The sequence below is a fragment of the Enterobacter quasimori genome, assembly GCF_018597345.1.
Lineage (GTDB): Bacteria > Pseudomonadota > Gammaproteobacteria > Enterobacterales > Enterobacteriaceae > Enterobacter > Enterobacter mori.
Map to the genome: position 1 here is coordinate 176,735 of NZ_JAHEVU010000001.1, position 15,619 is coordinate 192,353.

Here is a 15,619-nt window from a genome sequence, read left to right on the forward strand (position 1 = left end):
TACGGTAACTGTATAAATACACAGTGAATCGTAAAAGGAGTGCTTATGAACAGTTTTTACTCGCAGCAGGCCGGTTGCACCGTGCGCTGGCATGACTTGCCCGGCACCGGCGATCCCGTGGTGTTCATTCACGGGCTGGGCTGCGCCTCTTCCTATGAATATCCCCGTGTCGTTCATGACCCGCGGTTTGGCGCGCGCAGAGCGATTCTCATCGATTTGCCCGGCAGCGGCTACAGCGATAAGCCTGAGCACTACAGCTATAAAACTACCGACCAGGCGCACGTTGTGGCGGAACTGATTGATCACCTGAAACTGGATGCCTTCTGGTTATACGGCCACAGCATGGGCGGCAGCATTGCTATCGAAGCGGCGGGGCTGCTGGAAACGCGCGTGAAGGGACTGATGGTTTCAGAACCCAATTTTCATGCGGGTGGGGGAATGTTCAGCCGGTCAATTGCCGCACAAACCGAGCAACAGTTTCTGACGCAGGGTTATGACGCCATGCTGAGCGCGGAAACGACGGCATGGGCGGGTTGCCTGAAAAGTAATGCCCCTTATGCCGTCTGGCGGGGCGCGTCGAGCCTCGTGCACGGTGTTAAACCTGACTGGGCAACACAATTCCTGTCGCTTGCCTGTCCGGTTACGTTGATTTTCGGCGAGCTGTCTCTGCCTGATGATGATTTTAATGCGCTTTTACAGAAAGGCGTTGAGGTGAAAATCATCCCTGCTGCGGGACATTCTATGTCCTGGGAGAACCCGTCCGCACTGGCGCAGACGCTAGCCGGTTGTATGACGGAGTGATGACTTGCACGGGCCTACTACGGAGAAGAATGTAGGCCGGGTAAGCGCAGCGCCACCCGGCAAGAAAGGCGACTACATTCAGCGCAGTAATGCCTGTAAGGCCTGACGCGCGCCAGGCTGGACATCATGCGGATGCTGGTAATCAATGTTCTCTATCGCGCGGCTATAGAGCGCGACCAGCCAGTCGTACACATATGCCGTTGCGGCATGGACGGGTTGCTCGCCCAGACGCGCCAGACGCGGGGTGGCACTGCTCACGACGGGCGTAACAAAGATTGCCTGTCCCTTACGGATGCGGCTTGCAGGACGCTCAGAAACCGGCATGCTGTCGTAACCCAGCCATCCAATGAAATTGCCCATCAACGCATGCAGTTGCGCAGCGCTGCTTTTATCCGTCTCAACGATCCGCTGCAGCCGCTGAGGTAAATCCAGACGGTAGCTGGCGACGACGAGCACATCGGCAACCTGCTGTAAAACCGCCGGTTCAAGACCTAACCGGGCGGCGGCGGCATCGTTGCGGCTCCATTGACGCAGATGGTTAATCCACACCTTGTGCGCGAGGCGTGCTTTATCTTTGGTCTGAACGGTGGCGGTGCTTTCCTGCGTATTTTCAGCGAACAGGTCAATAACGTCGGTGAACAACCCGTTGACCTGCTCCTCGCGCGGCTGCTGGACTGCCAGCAGCGTTTCAAAGGCTTTGAGCGGTGGTAAGAGTCCTTCAAGCAGTTCACCGTGGCGTGCGGCGCTGCTTTGCAGCATTCGCACCATGTTTTCGGCCTGTGAACGTCTTCCCCCGGCATTCTGAGTGACGGGCGCAAGATAAGGGTGCATGAGCGCCGCCAGATCCTGCTGTAAAAGCGTTTTTAGCTTATGGAGCCGCTTGTGACGCTGAGACGGCAGCGTGGCCTGAGAAAGCCACTCAATCATGCGCTGCATGCTGTGGCTGTCCAGCGCCTGCAGCGTACCCCAGCGCACTCCCGGCTGGCCGAGCAGCTGCTGGACGGTTTCATCCAGGTTCTGTTTCGTCGTAAAACGCGCGTCGTGCGGCGTAATTGCCCACACGAGACCCGGGAGAGCGGATTCTTCCGCTGTCTGCGTCTCTTTGACCCAGTTCTGAAGGGTTCGCGCGGTTTTGGACGTCTGCTGATGATCCGCAGTGGCGTTACAGATGACCAGTACATCGGGCTGTAGCTGCTGACGATAATGTTCCAGCAGCCACAGGCATTTGGCCTGCATCATCAACGAAGCTCCGTCGTCAGACAGCGCAGGAATATCAATAATATCAACGTTATCAATGACGCATCCTTCTACCGGCAGCACCAGCTCACGGGTAAGGAAGGCGAGGATATCAACGGGAATGCTGATGGCATTTAGCACGTCACCGTCGCTGATCGGGTGCAGCAGTGCTTCCTGCGCCTCCGGCGCGGTTAACGCCCCGTGAGTCAGGAAACCTTCACCAGGCAGACCAAAATTATCCACCAGCAGGCTAAGGGGGGCCGCAAGCAGCGTGGCGTGGCTGGTTTGATGCAGAACGTGGGCGAGCTTAAGCCACTGTTGGGTTAACTCCTGTTGTTCCCCCCACAGCAGAGACCAGACGCTGGCGCGCGTGCTGAGATCGAGCGAGGGGATCAGCAGTGCGAACTGGTGCCACAGGGCATCGTCCATATGCTGTTTCCCACCGGGAACGGTGCTCTGCCAGTAACGGGCGATTGCACCCACCTCCTGCGCGGTGATCCCCGGAACGCCCTGAGGTTGACGCAAGGCGCGCCACTTCTCCAGCCGCGTTTCAATCACGGATTTATCCACCGGGCGGATCTGCGGGTGCAGGGTGGTGCGAGCAATAAACAGCTGGACCAGTTCGGCTTCGGTCACCAGTCGCAGACGCAGCGGAAACGCCTCATCGGCAATATCCCGCTGTTCGCGGGTGAAGCGAATGGCCATATTCGTTGCCGCATGGCCGGGATTGATATGTGAAAAATAGTCGAACGTGCGCTGGCCGGGTGACACGTTCAGCCGACCATTGCCGCTGCCGCACAATGACGCGAGTAAATGCGATTTCGCCGCCTGAGAATGGCCATACAGACCGATGCTGCTATGGCTCAGGAGGGCACGGTCAATGGCCTGCTCACGCGCCTGGACGGACGTGACCCGTGACAGCAGGGCATCAGCATCGTTATCCAGCATGGGAGCGTGCAGGCGCGTGTCGTTAATCCACCCGATTAAGGCCTGAGTGGTGGCAGTCGTCGCAGTCATTTCAGGTATACGCTCCCGCTGTCAATCCAGTAGTGGCTGCCGCTGTGTCGGCGATCGGCCAGGGTATTCAGTTTAAAGGTCAGTGCGTCCGGGGGAACCGGCGTGCCGTCCTGTAGCCAGGCGTCGCTGAGCTCGAAGGACTCCGGCCCTTCGTGCTTGCTGCCGCCGCGCAGCTTCAGGCGAACGTTAAGCACGCCGTCGCCTGCAATGGCTTTTGCCAGTTCAGCAGAGTTAATGCTCAGGGTATACAGCGGCGTCGCTGGCCAGCGGGCGTTTGCAAGCTGACGGAAGCCGAGCGTGACGTTCCCGCGTAGCGGGAAATGGAGACGGGCATCCAGCTTCGCGCCCGGCTTATCGAGATCGATATCCTGGTACCAGACGTTCTCTTCGCGCAGGGTATTGATGGTGTTATCCAGCACGCCCAGGTAACGAACCGTCGAGTATGCGCCAATGTCGGCTGCCTTAAAGTTAAAACGCGGCAGGCGAAGATCCAGTGCCAGGCTGCACAGCATCGCGCCGACGGCGGCAGTAGATTTAGGATTACCGATACGCCCCTGCTGGCTGAATGGATACCATTCATGCACCTGATACTTATCCAGCCAGACGATGCGGTTGACCGGCACCGGCTGCAGGTGGCGAATGAGCGCCTGGACACCCGGCAGGCAGCCCGGACGGCCCGTGATCAGCAAAATATCGCAGCTGTAATGGGAAATGGCCTCGCACACCGCATGAAGGGGAGACGCCAGCGTGAACTGTCCGGCCAGCATCGCATCCTGCATCTCGCGGAAATTAACGTGCAGCGGAACGGCAAAGAGATCGAACGCTTCTGACCCTGCGGGCAGCGCATGGTCGATCGCCTGCTGCAGATAGTTCAGGACGTTGCGCGTCGGTTTTTGCGCAAGGAGATCGCCGAAGGTGGCATGCAGTCCGGCCAGCGGATCGTCAATGTCGCTGGATTCCCACGCGGCGAGGATCGCATGTCCAATCGGCATAAACAGCTGAAGCGCCGTTTGCTGGCGCAGCACGGCCTGCGTGTCAATGCGTCCGGAATCGCCAAACAGCGACGCCATCAGCAGGGAAGCGTCCGCAATCCCGGACTTCTGCAGCTGGGTTTGCAGCGCAGGCAGCACATAGCGCTGGATCACGTCCAGCAGCGTGTCGTCTCCGGCGACCTTAAACCCTTCGCGGAACAGCAGCTGCGGGGTAATTTTGACGTTGTTACCGGAACCGTCGTCTAACTGATAGTGCGTAATCGCCATATCCGTCGTACCGCCGCCAATATCTATAGAGGCCACGCGCAGTGAACGCCCGGGTTGAACGCCCGGTTCAGGCTCGCGATCTGGACGGGCGAGGGAGGCGAAGAACGCTTCCGTCTGGCCGCCGAAATGGGAGATGGCTTCGTTATACAGCCAGACCAGCTGGCCGCAGCTGGCTTCGTCCCACTCCATCTGAATTTCGGGTACCGGCACCACGCTTTTTTCCTGCTGTTTGCGGCTGGCAAAATCTTCATCCTGCGGGTGCCAGCCCATCGCTTTCCAGACGATAGCAATGGCTTCAAACATGCGGCGACGGAAGATCTCACGCTCCTGTTTCGGCATGGCCGAGGGCAGGGTAAGAATGAGCGTGCGCAGCTGGCGCGGAGACGCCGGGAAGCCCAGCCGCAGGCGCGTGGCGACGCTGTTGATCTGCCCCAGCGCCTGTGCCAGCAGCTCACAGAGCATATGGGTCATTAACGTGCTGCGGCTGTACTGTGGGGAAAATACCGGCAGGCGTTCATCCTGAGGCAGCGTGAAGAGCGGCTCACCGTCATCGTTCATCAGGTTCATCAGCGGGAAGGCGGTCGCCAGCGGTTCACGCTGGGTTTTGCTGTTCATCTGGCTGAAGCGCCAGTCCTGAACCACCGGGGTTTCGTCCCACAGGTAGCGACGCGGGCTGGAGATACCGCTGTTGCCTTCGGTACCCAGGCGCTGCATCGCCAGTTTGCGCGCTTCGTCTCCCACACGCACGATTGACGGCCAGACGAAGGCATCTTCACGGCCGCTTTCCACGGAGAAGTGCTGCTTGCCGAAACGCGCTTCGGAGAACTCCAGGCGGCTGGTGAAGAGCGGCTCATTCAGGAACTGCGGCTCGCTTAGCGAGCGAACCTGCAGCTCGGCGGTCTGGCGCAGCCCATCGTTCGCATCGCCATGATCTTCAATAATGACGCCGCAGGTGTGGGTGTTCCCCACGTCGAGGATCAGATCGACCGGGATAGCAGGGGTGCTGAGCGTGTGGGTGACAAATTTCACCTCAGGCACACTCAGTTGTTCGCCGAGCATCGACAGGAGATTGAGCCAGTGCGCCTGATATTCAAAGCTGCGCATTGCCTGGTGCAGCTCGCGCTCAGAACGCTTTTCAACGCCGTCCGCAAACTGGGTAAAGGCTTCGCGGAGCCAGCCGTCAATCCAGGTCTGATCGAGGAAATTCTCCACTTCCTCATCGCGCCAGGCGAGGGCGAAACGGGTGCCGTTCAGAATGTCGTTTTCGACGGGCGACAGCGCGGAAGTGGCGTGTTCTGCAATCTGGCTGTCGAGCGCGAGGGTCACGCGATGCGTATTGCCTGCCGCGTCCGGGGTATCCAGTTTACGTACCTGCACGCGAGCCCAGTTGTCCGGGCCATCAACGAAGGTGCGCGGGGGATTAAAGCGCAGGAACGGCAGCGGAAGCCAGACGCCGTCCAGTACCGTCAGAGACTGATGCAGGGGGATGGTACTTTCCGGCTTCACCACCTCCGGCTGGCTGCCGCCGCTCGCCGGGAGCGTGTAACGGCCGTTCACCAGGTCGAAATCAAGACGCAGCAGCGGGCCATTTGCCGTTTTACGCACGAAACGGCCATTGCTGGCGGTGTCCTGCGGGGTCAGGCCAAAATCAAGGAACTGTACGCCGCTGTTAGCAATGAGCGTGACGCTCTGTTTATAGTCGCAAAGAGTTACCAGCATAGAATCACGCACCTGCTTTCTTGAACGTCAGTGGAACAACGGTGTTGGCATCATAACGTGCGCTACATTCCGCCACATCGCTGGTGCCTGCTTTGCAGGCGACTTCTGGCATGGGATAGCGTGAACCGTCGGTGCAGCGGGCGTTGCCGCGGGTTTTAATCAGCAACTCACCGTTGCTGTGCAGCCCGGAGAACACCTCAACGCGGCAAACGATGTTGTCACCGTGAACCACGCGCGCGGTGCCTTTATTATTCTGTATTTGGTAGCGCAGTGACGGCGGCTTGCCGGTGACCGGATCTTTCACGTCGAGGAGGGCGCGCCAGGTCCCGTTCAGGAACCGTGTCGAGCCCGCCTTGACCTGATTGGCCTCCATCACCAAGGCATCTTTCGGGATCGCGGCAATCACGACTGGCTCTGGTTTGGCGACGGGCGCTTGTACCTTCGGCTCCAGCACTTCGGCCTGGTGCAGAGGCAGGTTCATGGCAAGCTGTTCCACTGGTTTAATCGGTTTTGGCGCAATGGCTACAGGTGCTGCCGGTGCGGCGACAGGTTCAGCAGAGGGGGCCTGTTTTGGCCAGAGTAGTGGGGTTGCTATTGCCGCAACAACCACCGCCGCGACGGGCAACGACCACAGGGGGACGCGGCGCTTTTTCGGCACAATTTCGGGGATGGGTTCTTCAACTACAGGCGGCGTAATCACGCGGGGCGGCTCTGGCTCGTACAGCGCGTCCTCGGTGATGCGCACGCTGGTCGCGGGCGTCACGAGCGGCTCATCGGCTTGTTCAAAGGTAATCACCGGCGTGGGCTCGGGCTCTGGCTCGGGATCGTCAATGACTACGGGCGCAGGTTCCGGGATCAGCGATTCCCTCAGGCAATCAAGCACGTCGTCACGGGCGTTCTCGTTAAGGTTCACGAAGCCCCAGAAGCAGATCACCGGTTTGCCATCGACCAGATAGAGGAAGTTTTCGCCGGGAAACTGGAAGGTTTTTGACAGCAGGGAACCAAACAGCTGTTGCGCGGTTTTCGGTGACTGCAGACACTTTTTACTCAGCGATTCCACGCTCGCCAGGGTGTTCTCCAGGTAGCGCAGGGCGCGGTAACGTTCATCTTCCTCTGCGGCTTTCCAGCTGGATACCGTTCCGTCAACGGGGGAATACCAGTCAACGCGGTCGCCGCCGTCGTTCACCTGAGGAATGGCCAGGCAGTCAACAATAGCCTGCTGTTTGCGCAGCCGAAGCGCTTCACGGATTTGCAATGCTGATTCAAAAACGGCCTGTCCGCCGCCGCCAACGGCCTGAAAATCATCCAGATTACCGCTGCGTAAAAGTGTTTTTGCCACGATTTGGTCCCATAGACTTCTTCACACCGTTACTTTAACGAAACCCGGACGCAAACAAACGGCTGAGGAGACGCCAAAAGGGCCGATTTCTTACGGCATTGATCGCGACGGTTGTGCTTGACGAATAATGGCACTTAAGGCAAATCGCCTTTTTTCTTGACTGGAAAAGCAGCAATAAACTCTGCTTTAGAATAACCTGATAGTGTTTCGTTATTTGTCAGGTCAAAACAGCTGTGCTGTTATTACCGTTCACAATAATAAAACTGAAAGGGTTATAACCATGTCTACAGGGAAAACACTGCTTGCTCTCGCCTTGAGCACGCTTTTACCGGCAGGGGCCGCGTGGGCGGCAAACAACGATACCATTATTTACTGCTCCGAGGCTTCACCCGAGTCGTTTAACCCGCAAATCGCCAGTTCGGGGCCGTCTTTTGTCGCCAGTTCTCAGGTGCTGTATAACCGCCTGATCAATTTTGACCCGGTGAAAAACACCCCGGTTCCGTCGCTGGCGGAGTCCTGGACCATTTCGCCGGACGGCAAAACTTATACGTTCACCCTGCGCAAAGGGGTGAAGTTTAACAGTAATAAATTCTTCAAGCCGACCCGTGACTTTAACGCGGATGACGTTATTTTCTCGGTTTTGCGTCAGAAAGACCCTAAGCACCCGTATCACAACGTCTCACAGGGCAATTACGAATACTTCAACGACGTGGGGCTGGATAAGCTGATTCAGGACGTGAAAAAGGTCGATGATTACCACGTCCAGTTTACGCTTAGCGAACCGAACGCCGCGTTTCTGGCCGACTGGGGGATGGATTTTGCCTCTATCCTGTCCGCCGAATATGCCGATGCGATGCTGAAAAAGGGCACGCCTGAGAACGTCGATACCTGGCCAATCGGCACCGGGCCTTACGTGCTTCAGCAGTATAAGGTGGACTCGCTTATCCGCTACGTCGCAAACCCGAACTACTGGGACGGTGCGGTCCCGACCAAACACCTGATCTTCTCTATCACGCCAAACGTAGAAACCCGTCTGGCGAAACTGCAGACCAACGAATGCCAGATTATCCCTGCGCCGTCGCCGGTACAGTTTGACGTCATCAAGAAAAACAAAGACCTGACGCTGCATGCCATCGACGCGCTTAACGTCGGCTATCTGGCATTCAACACCGAGAAAAAACCCTTCGATAACGTGCTGGTGCGCCAGGCGCTGAACTATGCGACCGACAAAAAGGCGATCGTGAACGCGGTGTTTATGGGTTCGGGTACGGTGGCAAAATCGCCGATCCCGCCTAATATGCTGGGCTTCAACAAAGATCTGAAGGATTACAGCTACGATCCTGAAAAAGCGAAAGCATTGCTGAAACAGGCCGGACTGGAGAAGGGTGCAGAAGTGACCCTGTGGTCAATGCCGGTTCAGCGTCCGTATAACCCGAACTCGCGTCGTATCGCTGAGATGATTCAGGCCGACTGGGCGAAAGTGGGCGTGAAGGCGAAAATTGTCTCTTACGAGTGGGGCGAGTATCTCTCCGGCATGCGTAAAGGCGAGCACGACTCCGCGCTGTTTGGCTGGATGTCCGACAACGGCGACCCGGATAACTTCGCCGACGTGCTGCTGGGCTGTGAAAGCATCAAAACCGGATCCAACGCCGCACGCTGGTGCGACAAGGGTTATGACGCTCTGGTGAATAAAGCGAAGCTGACGAGCAACCCGGCTGAACGCGCGAAACTCTACGGCCAGGCGCAGGAGATTTTCTATCAGCAGGCACCGTGGATTGCCCTCGCGAACGGCAAAACCTTCTACGCGACCCGGAGCAACGTGACGGGTTACAGCGTGAGCCTGATGGGCAGCGATTTCTCAAAAGCGAAGCTGAATTGACAATGTCGCCCGGTGGCGCTGCGCTTACCGGGCCTACAGGTCTAAAGTAGGCCGGGTAAGGCGTAGCCGCCACCCGGCAATAACAAGGAGTGACAATGTCACATTTAAACGACGTAACAGCCCGTGTGGATGCCGCCATTAAAGAGAGCGTGATTACCCACATGAACGAACTGCTGATTGAACTCAGCGATGATGCAGAGCTGAGCCGCGAAGATCGCTACACCCAGCAGCAGCGCCTGCGCACCGCGATTTCACACCACGGTAAGCAGCACAAAGAAGAGATGGATGCGCGTGAGGAACAGCTAACTAAAGGCGGCACCATACTTTAACGATCAAAACTGGCGTCGGGCCACCAGCCAGGCGCCTACCACCAGCATCAACGCGCCGCACACCGGGCCGATCAGCGCGCGCAGCGGAATGTCGTGGCTTCTCAGCACGTCCAGCACCAGCCCACCAATCAGCTGGCTTGCCACCAGCACCGCAATGGTCGTTGCCGCTCCAACATTCTGATACCCGCTTATGCTGGCAAAAACAAAAAACGAGCCCAGCAGGCCCGGGATCAACGTCCACCAGCGAACCGATGACGCCAGTTCATGAAAGCCGGCGAACCCCTGCTTGATCAACAAAATGCCGATAAACAGCACAATGCCAACCAGCGAGTTCAGCAGCATGGCGATGAGAATGGTGGACGAGCTTTGAGTGATGCGCACCATCAGCGTGTTTTGCACCACCAGCCCGATACCCGCGGCAACGAGGAACGCCAGCGTGAGCGATTGATTCATGGGAGTGCATCCGGTTCGCTGCGCTCGTCAAGCTGCAGCTGCATGAAGGTTAAGTCCAGCCAGCGGCCAAACTTGGTCCCCACCTGCGGCATCTGTCCGGTGGTGACAAACCCCAGCGTCTCATGAAGATGAATGGAGGTATGGTTTTGCGCTTCGATCCCCGCCACCATGACGTGTTTACCAATTTTTCGCGCTTCAATAATCAACGCCTTCATCAGCAACCGACCGATGCCTTTACCCTGGTGGTCCGGATGTACGTAGACGGAGTGCTCAACGGTGTGGCGAAAACCGTCGAACGCCCGCCAGTCGCCGAAGGAGGCGTACCCCGTTACCACGCCATCGTCTTCGCTAACCAGCACGGGATAACCCACCAGCGTGCGCGCTTCAAACCATGCGATTCGGTTATCGGTATCCACCGTTTTATCGTTCCAGATAGCGGCCGTGTGCAGGACTGCGTGGTTGTATATTTCACCGATGGCGGCGCAATCTTCTTTACTGGCATGACGAACGATCATGGTTAACCCTCAGGCTGAAGTTGTTCACTATAGTGGTACGCTTATGTCACGATAGTACACAAAAGTGCGGTCTTACGGCTACGGTATAAACCCTATTTTTTTGTTATAAAAACCGCCATTGAAATGCATTGAAATGCTGTTCATACACTATAGTATGACGTGATGAATACTATGACAGACAATATGAATCAACGAATTAGCGCGCGTATTCGTATCGAACGCGAATCGCGAGGCTGGTCCCTGAGCGAACTGGCCGACCGGGCAGGCGTATCGCGTGCGATGATCCATAAGATAGAGCGCGGGGACAGTAGCCCTACGGCGACGCTGCTCGCCCGGTTATCCGGTGCCTTTGGCATCAGCATGTCCACGCTAATCGCGCGGGCGGAAATGCAGGAAGGCAAACTCCTGCGCCTGGCGAATCAACCGGTCTGGCGCGATCCGCAAACGCATTACGTGCGTCGCCATGTGTCGCCGCGTACCGATTTGCCTATCGATCTCGTGCAGGTGGAACTTCCCCCCGGCAGCGATGTGCCGATGCCCGCATCGTCTTACGCGCTGGCACGTCAGCTGATCTGGCTGCAGTCTGGCGAGCTGGTGTTTCAGGAAGGGGAGACCCGGCATGAAATGAAGGCCGGAGATTGTCTCGAACTGGGGCCGCCCAATGACTGTCGGTTTATTAATGAAACTGACGAAGCCTGCATCTATCTGGTTGTCCGACTCAATCAGTCTGGCTCGTAATGTCAAAGCGTCATGACGGATAAGGGACTAGTCTCAAGAGACATTTGCACGAGAAAGGAGTGATTTATGAGTCAATCTTCCACGCGAAACCGTCGCTGGCTTTTGGCCTCTCGCCCACACGGCGCGCCTGTGGCGAATAACTTCCGTTTAGAAGAACAGCCGCTGCCCGCGCTGGCAGAGGGACAGGTGCTCTTGCGCACGGTGTGGCTCTCGCTGGACCCGTATATGCGCGGCCGCATGAGCGATGCACCTTCCTATTCTCCGCCCGTTGAGATTGGCGCGGTAATGGTGGGCGGCACGGTGAGCCGGGTTGAGCAGTCGAATCACCCGGATTTCAAACCGGGTGAATGGGTGCTGGGCTACAGCGGCTGGCAGGAGTATGAACTCTCGGACGGCAGCGGCCTGGTCAAGCTGGGGGATAACCCTTCGCACCCTTCATGGGCGCTTGGCGTGCTTGGGATGCCGGGCTTTACCGCCTATATGGGCCTGCTGGATATCGGACAGCCAAAAGCCGGCGAAACGCTGGTGGTGGCTGCGGCGACCGGGCCGGTTGGTGCAACGGTCGGGCAAATTGGCAAGATTAAAGGCTGTAGGGTTATTGGCGTCGCGGGAGGTGCTGAAAAATGCCGCCATGCCGTCGAGGTACTGGGATTCGACCAGTGCCTGGATCACCACGCTGCGGATTTTGACGCGCAGCTGGCAGCAGCCTGCCCGCAGGGTATTGATGTGTATTATGAAAACGTTGGCGGGAAGGTCTTTGATGCCGTACTGCCGCTGCTGAATACCGCCGCGCGCGTGCCGGTATGTGGGCTGGTCAGCGGCTACAACGCAACCCGCCTGCCGGACGGCCCGGATCGTTTGCCGCTGTTGATGGCAACCCTGCTGAAGAAACGCATTCGCATGCAGGGCTTTATCATCGGCCAGGATTACGGACACCGTATTAAAGAGTTCCAGGACGAGATGGGGCGTTGGGTACAGGAAGGTAAAATCCATTATCGCGAACAGGTTACTGACGGACTCGAAAACGCACCCGAGGCGTTGATTGGGCTCCTTGAAGGCAAAAACTTCGGCAAAGTCGTGATTCGCGTCGCGGCGGACAATAATTAAACAACACTATGGCGGGTTTCCCGCCATATTTATTTGTGAAGATACGATATATTGTCTTTAATTATATCGGCACCGCGCCAGCGCCATCAGCATAGAGGGCCAGAGCGCGATAAAAACAGAGTGTATGTATTTTTTTGCGTTTATACGCACTTCCCACCACCAGGCATGACGATACAGGATATATCGAACCAGCGTCGTTATAAAAAGCGACGCTTAAAAATAGCGTTAAGTATTAGCTACAGGAATTGAACATGCTTGATTTGGATCATTTAGAAAAAGCGCAAAGAGTCAGTCTAACCATGCAAGTTGAGATCAGTTTAAAAGGGGCGTTAATTACAGGCTCACTCAAACCTGGTGCTCGACTGATTACGAAAGAGATCGCCGATAAATTAGGCACCAGTATCACCCCGGTTCGCGAGGCGCTTTTACGTCTGGTATCGGCGGGGGCGCTGCACGCCACGCCTGCACAGGCCTTCCTGGTGCCTGAGGTAACGTTAGATCGCTATAACGAAATAAACGCCATCAGAAAACAGCTGGAGCCAATGGCGGTAGCGGCTGCCTGTCAGCACATGACGGAGAGCAAGCTGGAAACGCTGCACAAGCTGTCTGAGGCCTTTCATGACGCCATGTCTAACGGCAACGTCCAGCAGGCGTTATACGCAAACCGTGTTTTCCGCTTTACGCTGTATCAGTACGCGGAGATGCCGACGCTCAATGCGCTCATCGAGCAGCTGTGGGTGCGCATTGGTCCCTGTATTAACTATCTCCACCGGGAGCTGAATGATATCAGGGCATCAACCTATCATTACGCAGATTTACTTTCTGCTCTGGAAAGAAGGGATGTTGAAGGGAGTAAGAAAGCAATAGATAAGCTGATTGATGAAGCAAACGATCTGCTACAGCGACAATATTTCAACTGAGAGATTATTTTAGCGCGCGACTATTTACCGCATCCATTTATTTTTTTGATGAATAACTCCTGCTGGCATTTAGCCAACAGGAGTTAAAATATAAAAAAGATAAGAGGGCCTTCGCGTATCCTTACTCGAAGCGATAAGAGACCGACAGTCCTACGCCGTAGTTGCGGCCCGGAGCAGGTTCGTAATAACGCCCGTTGGACTCGTTGACAATCACCGAGCCCGCGTACTCTTTATCGAACAGGTTATCGACGCGGCCAAAGAGATCCATTCCCCAGTTACCGTAGTTGAATTTATACCCGGTATTGAGTCCGACAACCGTATAAGACGGCGCTTTGGCCGTGTTTTCGTCGTCGGCCATGATGTCGCTCATGTAGCGCACGTCTGTCCCTGCATACCAGCCTTCTTCTGGCTGCCAGCCAAACGATGCGAAGCCCATGTTGCGGGCGATACCCGGCATACGGTTGCCGTTGCAGTTATCATCCCCGCATACGTTGGTACGGTAGGTGGCATCAAGGTAGGTCCACGCCATTTTCAGCTTCCAGTTTTCCGCAAACTGCTGGTCGAGGGAAACTTCCACCCCCTGACGACGGGTTTTACCGGCATTTTTATAGCTGGTTCGGCCTCCGGAGCTGGAATCCACCACAATCTCGTCATCCGTATCGGTGCGGAACAGCGCTGCCGTCAGCAGGCCATTGCCGATACGGGTTTTGCTGCCCACTTCATAGGTGTTGTTGGTGGACGGCTTTAGGCCAATGTTCAGCCCACCCTGGTTATCAGGACGATAGGAGAGTTCATTGATGGTCGGCGTTTCAAATCCACGTCCTGCGGCGGCATAGAGATTCCACGCGTCGGTCACGGCGTATTTCACCGAGCCCGCCGGGAGCCATTTATGGTAGCTCGCCTCGCCGCTGTCATCGCCGTTGGCGGACGTAACGTAGTGGTCGTTAGAATCAAACCAGACGGAGCTGTAACGTACACCCGCATCGACAGAGAGTTTTTGCGTTAACTGCCAGCTGGTTTGCAGGTAAGGGTCAAGGTTCCACATCAGGTTACGTTCGTCACGACGCTTATCGCCTTTTACACCGTAATCCGGTACGCCGTTGTTCATGACAAAGTTCTCGTACCCGCGACGATCTTCACTCAGGTTTTCGTAATTCAGTCCGGTGGTAAAGGTGACTGGAACCAGCAGCTCGCCCCGGTGCGTCCAGCGGGTATCGACGCCCTGATAGTGACGCTGCATATCAATCACGCCGCCGGAATGGGTTGGTCTCAACTGCGGCTGATACGGAATGGATTGATACTGCGTCATTTCACGCTCACCGGCGTACATCATCACGCTGAGATCGTCCTGCTCGCTCAGCTGACGGTCATAGCGCAGCCCGGCCTGGGTCTGCTTGATGGTTTTGCGGGTGTTGTACTGGTCGCCGCGCGGTGACTGACGCGGGTTGTCACGCCATTCCTGATAGTCAAGACCGCCCGGATCGTTGGCCTTCATGTCTACGCTGTTGAAAATCAGCGTCAGCTTGCTTACGTCATCAATACGCACGCCCAGCTTCGCGTTGGCGAGGTTCTTACGCGCGCCGCTATGGTCGCGAAAGCCATGGGTGGTGAAGCGGGTGGTCGAAACGGTGTAATCCACATCGCCCGCATGCGTACCGTCGCCCATCGCGCCGGTGGCTTTCATGCCGTAGCGCCAGGTGCCGTAACTGCCGTAATAGCTGCTGGCCTCAATGGTCGGCGGCTGCTGGCCGGTCTGCGTATTTATGTTAATGACGCCACCAGAGGCGTTGCCGTAAAGGGCAGAGAAGGGGCCGCGCAGCACTTCCACGCTATCCACGCTGGTGAGATCGATGTTCGAGGTCTGGCCCTGTCCGTCCGGCATGGTGGCGGGAATACCGTCCACGTACATCCGAATACCGCGCACGCCGAAGGTAGAGCGGGCGCCAAAGCCACGCATTGAAATCTGCAGATCCTGCGCATAGTTCTGGCGATTCTGAATTTGCAGCCCCGGCACGCTGCCGAGAGATTCAGACAGATTAATTCGCGGCGCTGCCTGACGCATATCGTCGCCGTTGACCACGCTGACCGCCGCGGGCGTATCCAGTTCAGAGACGGTCTGCGGCGTGGCGCTGACGATCATGGTCTGCTCGTCCGCGCCCATCGCCTCAAGGGGCGTAAAGATAACAGGAACCAGCAGCAGCGGGAGAGTTGCCTTACGGGCAGTAATGATTTTCATGAAGTAAACCAGTTAAGGAGAAGAAACGAACCAAATGGAACATGTGCATACATGTTAAATCTTTTGTAAAT

General features: G+C 56.7%; 12 protein-coding genes. 6 read left to right on the plus strand and 6 right to left on the minus strand.

The window, feature by feature from the left end:
- Positions 1-45 precede the first annotated feature (45 nt).
- The gene (locus KK102_RS00835) at positions 46-801 is read left to right on the plus strand and encodes an alpha/beta fold hydrolase (RefSeq protein WP_126546439.1); all 756 of its coding nucleotides are present in this window, start codon (positions 46-48) and stop codon (positions 799-801) included.
- A 78-nt stretch (positions 802-879) separates the two neighbouring features.
- Here the strand turns inward: KK102_RS00835 and KK102_RS00840 are convergent, their stop codons facing one another.
- From KK102_RS00840 to KK102_RS00850, 3 genes are read right to left on the minus strand one after another with little or no spacing between them, the layout of a single operon-like run.
- Positions 880-3,054 (minus strand): virulence factor SrfC family protein, encoded by a 2,175-nt coding sequence (locus KK102_RS00840; RefSeq protein WP_216356705.1) that lies wholly within the window; start codon positions 3,052-3,054, stop codon positions 880-882.
- Positions 3,051-6,032, minus strand: a complete 2,982-nt coding sequence (locus tag KK102_RS00845; protein ID WP_216356706.1) for a virulence factor SrfB — start codon at positions 6,030-6,032, stop codon at positions 3,051-3,053. The genes KK102_RS00840 and KK102_RS00845 overlap by 4 nt, the downstream gene beginning before the upstream one ends.
- Positions 6,033-6,036: 4 nt before the next feature.
- On the minus strand, positions 6,037-7,371 hold the full coding sequence (locus KK102_RS00850) for an SrfA family protein (RefSeq protein WP_216356707.1): 1,335 nt from the start codon (positions 7,369-7,371) through the stop codon (positions 6,037-6,039).
- A 280-nt stretch (positions 7,372-7,651) separates the two neighbouring features.
- On the opposite strand from KK102_RS00850, the gene KK102_RS00855 reads away from it, so the two are divergent.
- Both KK102_RS00855 and KK102_RS00860 read left to right on the plus strand, forming a co-directional pair.
- Positions 7,652-9,250 carry an ABC transporter substrate-binding protein gene (locus tag KK102_RS00855; RefSeq protein WP_126546435.1) on the plus strand — a complete coding sequence of 533 codons (1,599 nt, stop codon included), beginning with the start codon at positions 7,652-7,654 and terminating at the stop codon, positions 9,248-9,250.
- A 95-nt stretch (positions 9,251-9,345) separates the two neighbouring features.
- Positions 9,346-9,579: a YdcY family protein gene (locus KK102_RS00860; protein WP_010431507.1), complete on the plus strand. Its 234-nt coding sequence runs from the start codon at positions 9,346-9,348 to the stop codon at positions 9,577-9,579.
- A gap of 3 nt (positions 9,580-9,582) precedes the next feature.
- Here the strand turns inward: KK102_RS00860 and KK102_RS00865 are convergent, their stop codons facing one another.
- Positions 9,583-10,032 carry a DMT family transporter gene (locus tag KK102_RS00865; RefSeq protein ID WP_126546434.1) on the minus strand — a complete coding sequence of 150 codons (450 nt, stop codon included), beginning with the start codon at positions 10,030-10,032 and terminating at the stop codon, positions 9,583-9,585.
- Complete coding sequence (locus KK102_RS00870) at positions 10,029-10,547, minus strand: GNAT family N-acetyltransferase (RefSeq protein WP_010431503.1); 519 nt, start codon at positions 10,545-10,547, stop codon at positions 10,029-10,031. Before KK102_RS00870 ends, KK102_RS00865 begins: the two co-directional genes overlap by 4 nt.
- A 162-nt stretch (positions 10,548-10,709) precedes the next feature.
- On the opposite strand from KK102_RS00870, the gene KK102_RS00875 reads away from it, so the two are divergent.
- The 3 genes from KK102_RS00875 to KK102_RS00885 all read left to right on the plus strand — a co-directional run bounded on the left by KK102_RS00875 (position 10,710) and on the right by KK102_RS00885 (position 13,312).
- Positions 10,710-11,285, plus strand: coding sequence for a helix-turn-helix domain-containing protein (locus KK102_RS00875; RefSeq protein WP_126546433.1), 576 nt, complete (start codon positions 10,710-10,712; stop codon positions 11,283-11,285).
- A gap of 66 nt (positions 11,286-11,351) precedes the next feature.
- Positions 11,352-12,392 (plus strand): NADP-dependent oxidoreductase, encoded by a 1,041-nt coding sequence (locus tag KK102_RS00880; protein WP_216356708.1) that lies wholly within the window; start codon positions 11,352-11,354, stop codon positions 12,390-12,392.
- Between the two features lie 251 nt (positions 12,393-12,643).
- Positions 12,644-13,312: a GntR family transcriptional regulator gene (locus tag KK102_RS00885; RefSeq protein WP_010431497.1), complete on the plus strand. Its 669-nt coding sequence runs from the start codon at positions 12,644-12,646 to the stop codon at positions 13,310-13,312.
- 121 nt (positions 13,313-13,433) lie between these two features.
- On the opposite strand, the gene pqqU is transcribed toward KK102_RS00885, so the two are convergent.
- Entirely contained in the window at positions 13,434-15,548 is a 2,115-nt protein-coding gene (gene pqqU, locus KK102_RS00890; protein WP_216356709.1) for a TonB-dependent receptor PqqU, read from the minus strand.
- Positions 15,549-15,619 lie beyond the last annotated feature (71 nt).